Origin of the sequence: Aurantibacter sp., from assembly GCF_039941195.1 — a bacterium.
Taxonomy (GTDB): Bacteria; Bacteroidota; Bacteroidia; order Flavobacteriales; family Flavobacteriaceae; genus Aurantibacter_A.
Genome location: NZ_JBDVFA010000005.1, coordinates 1 through 6,586, shown reverse-complemented (window position 1 = coordinate 6,586; position 6,586 = coordinate 1). Strand labels below are relative to the sequence as shown.

Genomic DNA, 6,586 nt, shown 5'->3' with positions numbered 1-6,586 from the left:
TGTATGTCCATTACCAAATTCTCTTGAGGCGGTTACAGTTATAGAACCATTAGCAGCACCAGGACAAGTTGGATTCGTACTCGTTTCGGTTAATATAATCGCATCAATAGTTGGTATTGTAATTACCTGCATTACATTATCACATCCACCTGAATCTCTAAGGGTAAGTTCGTAATTAATACCAGAAGTTAAACCGCTAAATACATTATTTGGATCAAAAGATTGAATTGGAGTTCCAGGATTAGCTGGGTCTACTAATTCAAACTCATATCCAGACCATCCACCAACTGGGGTAGCGGTAATTTGTGCGTCACTTCCAGGTACGCAACTTAACTGTTGTGTAGTCTGATATGTAAAATCAAGTGCTTCGGCAGGTGATTGTATTGTAATGTAATTGGATTCTGCTTCACATTTTGGAGCATCAGTAGCATCTACAACTACAAAATAAGTATCAGCACCTAAAGTGTTTATACTTACCGCACCCATTGAAGTATTACTGGAACCATTTAAAATTGAAGTACTTGGTGCGTTAGTGTTATATACATCATAAACGTATGCACCAGTGTAACCTGAAACCGTAAATTCTAAACCACCATCTGTTGAAGTGAAACAACTAATGTCATCTAATTTCGTTGCAGAAACCTCTATAGTTTCAAAAGGTGCTACTGTATAAGTTACATTTGCTGTACAACCTGTAGCTGTATCTGTAAGTTCGTATACATAAGTACCTGGACTACCGGCTGGTATTGTTATAGTTCCATGACCAGTCCCGTTAATTAAATTGCCTGAAGGAAGTTCTCTAGTTTCATAATTAGGAATTCCACTACCATCAGCTCCGACAACATTAAAAATAGCATCGTCATCACAGTCCATAGGTTGTGTTTCAACAATCGTGGCAGTTACCTTTGTAGCTGCCGGTATAGTTACCGTTGTTTGATCGGTACAACCATTTGTGTCAATAACATCAACAGTAATGGTTTGCGCTACATTTGTATAAGCAATATCAAATGTATTATTAGCGCTAAAACTACTGCCATCAAAACTATAATTATGAGGAGCGGTTCCGGTCGGAGTGCCAGTACCGTTATCAACAGTTGCTGTAATAGTAGCCATACCTAATCCATTATCAGCAGTACACGTAAATGGTGAAACCGTTGGAGGGTCTAATGTTAACGCTGAAGGTTCTGTTATGGTTTGCGTTGGTAAAATTTGAATACAATTCTTAGAAGAACGAACACTAACATCTGTATATATTCCAGGAGCTAAACCGTCGAATACGTTAGAATTTTGGTACGTAATGCCATCTAAACTATATTCATAAGTAACATCTAAGTTTTCTGAAGATGGAGCTTGTGAAACGACTATTTTACCATCATCGGCACCATTACATGTGACATGCTCTATAGAGTCAATAATAAAATCTGGTTGAACAGGAGCGTCAATTGTAACTCCAGTAATTGTTTGTACTGGGCAACCTGATTGGTTATCTGTAATTCTAAAATCATAAGATGTAGAATGTGTAAGTCCTGTAAATACACCAGTACTGTTTGTTTCACTATTGTCTAAACGTTCAAAAGTATAATCTAAAGACCCACCGTAAACCGTAATTGTAACTTCGCCACTGTTTGGTGGGCTACAAGGTTCTAATTCTGTTACCTTCGCTGAAGTTACCATTTGAGGGTAAATGAAGATGTTTTCAGTTACGGAACATCCTTTTTCATCTTTTACTTCTAATGTGTGATTACCAGGGCCTAATCTTCTGGTAGATGAAGTTGTAACCTCACCATCCCATATATATGATGGTGCTCCATTAATTGGATTTGTACCTTGATTAGAAAGTGTAACTACTATATCATAAAGTTCGTTTGTAGAGGTACATCTATTTGTAACATCTATTGTGTCAATTACTGGTTCGTCGTCATAAGTAATTGTAATTGGAGAGTCTAAAGCTGCAATACATCCACCTCCATCTCTAACAAATACTTGGTAAACATTGCGATCACCATCATATGCAGTTGGTGTTACCGTTTCAAAGGTATTAGCACTCCAAGAACCTGTTGGTATTAAAGTAGGGTCTGGATAATCACTTGCTACAACGTAAGCATATTCATACTCATGCCAACTAGCTTGATCTAATTTGTTTCGAACATTAAAGTATGATTGGTCGTCCCAACCCCCTTTGGCGGTTACGGCTATTTGTGCTCCGTAGTTACAACTTGCAGAAACATACTGATCAAGTTCTAATGTTAATCTTGATTTGGGTCTATAAATTAGAAATCTATTACCTGATTTACAGCTAGATTCTGTTTCAATTTCAACTACATACCAAGCTACTCTAAGGTTTGGCACCTCAAATTCTATGGTGCTTGCACCAGATGTCGGTACAGTATGAGTGCCATTTTGACGATAGCCTGGAATAGATCCTGATGTTTGACCATAATCACTTGAATGTCTAATAGACCATTTAATCGTGGTGTTACCATCCGGTCCAGAGAAATCACTATCACCATTGGCATCAGTAACACCAGTGTCGTCTGCTCCGGTAACTGAGAATCTTACTCTACCGTCGCTACCGGAATAACATGATAAACTCTGTGGTGTTGAAACTACATCAATAGCATTGTTAGGTGCTTCTGGAGCATGAACAGTACCTAAACTCCTCCAACGTTGACAACCTGTATTTTCATCATATAGAACTATAGAATAACTTACACCGAACAGTAGTCCACTTACTCTTAAATCTCTTTCAAAAGCACCCACATCTGTATCTTCACCATAGGCCTCATTTTCTCCAACTGTTCCTGAAACTGGAGAGTTTGGCACCTCAAAACTACGCCATGCTGGTGGGTTGTCTTCATCATATGGCCATATGCGATACATGAAAGGTCCTATAAGGTTTGTTGGGTCTCCAACTTCTACTTCAAATGTAGCGCCATTTGCACATGATTGATCTAAGTCTGTTTCAGGTCGTTGTACCCAAGGTAATGGAGGTTGTTCGATATCGAATACATCAGATTCAAAAATACAGCCTTTTTCATCTATTATTCTTACATAAAATGTTTGTGGCCAGTACATTCGAATGTTGTATCCACTTGGATATGAACTCATATCTACATTTTCGTAGTTTCTATAGGTCCATTCTCTTGCCGTACCAGCAGCGTGTTCAGCAGCACTACTTACTCTTATTAATTGAATATTGAGAAGTCCTGTCGCATTTTGTACGTTACTCACATTGGTATTACCCCATTGTGTACCTCCATTTAAAGGGTCACAAGAGATATCAGTTTTAACAATGTCTGCAGTAATAGCGGCTTCTGCTCCTACAATCGCAACTTGATTTAGAATTTCGCAACCTAAAGCATCTCTAACAGAATAGTTATAAGATGTAGCATCTAAGCCATTATATAATGTTTGTGCAGTAAATGCACCACCGTCAAAACTATATGTAAATGGTGGAGTGCCACCATGTGCTATTAATTCAACAGATCCTGTACCTTCTTTACCACAAGCAGTATTCGAAATATTTGTCGATACCGTCATTGCAGGTGATGCCGTAACCTCTATTGGGTCAGTAATAAACATACACCCTTTTGCATCAGTAACCTCAAAAGTGAAGGTGCCTGCAACGGAAGTTGTAAATGGCATAGGTGTAGCGCTATAACCAGACCCAGAATCTACTCTATAAGTATATGGGGGATAACCTTCTTCTGGAAATACAGTAATATTAGCATCTGGATTAGAACCACAACCCAAAGGTTTTGTAATACTTCCTAATGCAAATAATTGTCCAGAAATGTTAGTGTCAGCTACAATCGTTTCACAACCATTGTTTCCAATAACTTTTACTTCATAAGTGTCTGGAGTTAAATTTGATAATGTAAATGTGCCTAAAACAACCGGTTGCGGTGTTCCATTATTAACTACATAAAAGTAAGGAGCATAACCATTATCGGTTATATCGATTTTTAATTCTCCTTGTGTTGATGTACTATAACAGTAATTTGAATTCGCTTGATCTACTACTGATATTGGACCACCTTGATCTTCTAAATCAAAAGTCGTTGTGTCTACTAAACAACCATTAACATCTCTAACATTTACAATATGAGTACCAACTTGTGTTAGGCCAGTTATTGTTTTACTAGACTGAAAAGGTGTAAAAGTATTATCTGGCTGTTCAACAGTGTACGTGTAATTACCCCAACCGCCTGAAGCTTCAATTGTTACTGATCCTGGTGTGCCACAATTTAAGTGTGCTACATCTATAGAATCTACTGTAAGGGCTGAAGCTGGAGCTTCAACAGTTACAGTAATTGGTTTTGGACAAACACTAGAAGCATCAGAAATATAAATTGTAAAAGTGTCCGCGGGAAGTCCAGTAATTGAATAATTAGTTGTAGTAATGTTATTGGCATCATGTGAACCAGTAGAATTACCAGAACTGTCCTCAACAGTAATACTGTATTCAGTATCAAAATTGTTTACAGTTAAATCTACAACACCATCTGCCGTACCAGGAGCAAAACAGCTTACATTGTTTTTTACAGATGCTGTTACTTGTGTGGCATTTGGTTCTGGAACTACATAGTTTCGAACAATTTTACAACCATCATCACCTTCTACTTCAAAAGTATATGTGTTTGGCGTTAATCCGTTAAAGGTATCGCCTGGTGCAGTTAAAGCAGTTGGCGCAGTAGTTTTGTAAGTAAATGGAGCTGTTCCACCTTGCACAATTATTTGAACATCAGTAGCACCTGTAGCACAGTCTACATTACTAGTTAAAAAGGTTAAATCTGATAGATTAGAACCTGAGGTTACGGTTTGGTCAACGGTTGAAGTACATCCATTTACATCTTTAACTGTTATTGTATAATCTCCTGCTCCTAATCCAGTAAAATCGCTAGAAGTTTGAAAATTTACACCGTTTGTACTGTATTCAAAAGGCGCCGTGCCACCAGAAGTTACACTAGCCGCTATTGTTGCTGAGCCATTTGTACAATCTATTTGCTGCGTAACAGATGCAGAAACATTAAATGCAGGACTAGTATTTATGGTAATATCTCCATGGACTAAATCACATGAACTTCCTGCTTTTTGTTTTCTAATAACAATATTGTACGTGCCGCTTGCTAGATTACTAAAGACATTAGAAGTCTGAAAAGTGCTTCCTCCATCGCTACTAAAAGTTGTAGAATAACCTTGAGAATCGGTAACATCTATTGAAATATTCCCATCATCGTTACCACTACATGTAATATCATTTGAGTTTACTGTATAAACAATTTCAGATTCTACTTCTACATCAACTGGTGCGGAATCAACTTCACAACCATTAGTATCTCTAACAGTTATTACATAGTTGCCAGCTGTTGTAATAGGTATTGTTGTCTGATTGCCAGATGCGAATGTCGTATAAGTAGCATTTCCATTAATACTATATTCATATGGCGCAGTACCTCCTGTCTGTGTCAAAGAAATAACACCATCAGTACAATCTATATTTTTAGTGACAACTGCACTTGGTTGTACAGCATTAAAAGGTGACAAAGTTTGAGTGCCTGTCCAAGTACATGTAGAATTACTGGAAATTCTTATTTCAATATCATATGTTCCAGAATCTAAATTGTTAAAGGTATAAGAGCTACTGGATACTGGTCCTGATGAATTTACTAAACTACCACCTTGACTTATTTCATAGATATATGCTGATGAAGCATCATTAATATCAACTTGTATTCCTCCTTTGGAATTATTACAGGTAATTGGAATTACGGTTACGCTAGCATCAATGCTATTATTATTTACATCAATATCATTTAGCTCAAATAAACATCCGCCAATATCATTTTTTCTTCTAAGTTGAATGTCATACGAGTTAACACTTGTTATAGAGAAAACATTGGAGTCTTGCCAAGTTGCTCCATTATTGATACTGTATTCGTACGATGAAGGAGCATTATTTATGGTAATGCTTCCTGGGCCACTACAATCAATATCTGTTACTACAGCATTAGGATTTAAGCCGTTGGCATAAACATTAAAATAGTATCTCTCGATACTATTATCATTGTACTGCACGTAAATTCTATATTCTCCACTGTCGGTTACAGTATGTTGTGTATTGGTGCTTATTTGATCCCAAGTACAAGTTGGAGAGGTATTTGGGCAATTTGGTTGTGAGGCGGTACAACTACCTTCTTGTAATTTTGACCAAATTATTTGATTGAAGTTGGAAATGCTGGTTGAAAGCAAGCGTTCATCACTAGCACCACATAAATAAATTTCATGAACTTCACTACCGTCATCACCACAGATTACTACATTGTCTGATAGTCCAGACAATGGGTGCGGCGGAAGAACAATAGCTTCCTCAATATTGGTATTTTTTGATACAATAGTTGTTGTCTTAGGCAGTACATATGCGAACAATGACGTTACTGCTAAAGCAAGAACTATAAATATTTTCAGTTTATTACTGCCGGCAAAAAATTTTGGCGTAGTCATAAGTAGGTCGTTATTTTAGTTGGTATAAAGTGGTGGTCGTTTGGCATTTACACACACTTTAGGCTCTGAAATAACGGTAATT

The 6,586-nt window shown here is 37.3% G+C and carries 1 protein-coding gene; it reads right to left on the bottom strand.

The genetic code is table 11. The features are described from left to right. The coding region (locus ABJF52_RS00390) for a SprB repeat-containing protein (protein ID WP_348144654.1) at positions 1–6,504 on the bottom strand (6,504 nt) is incomplete at its 3' end. Positions 6,505–6,586: the final 82 nt, after the last annotated feature.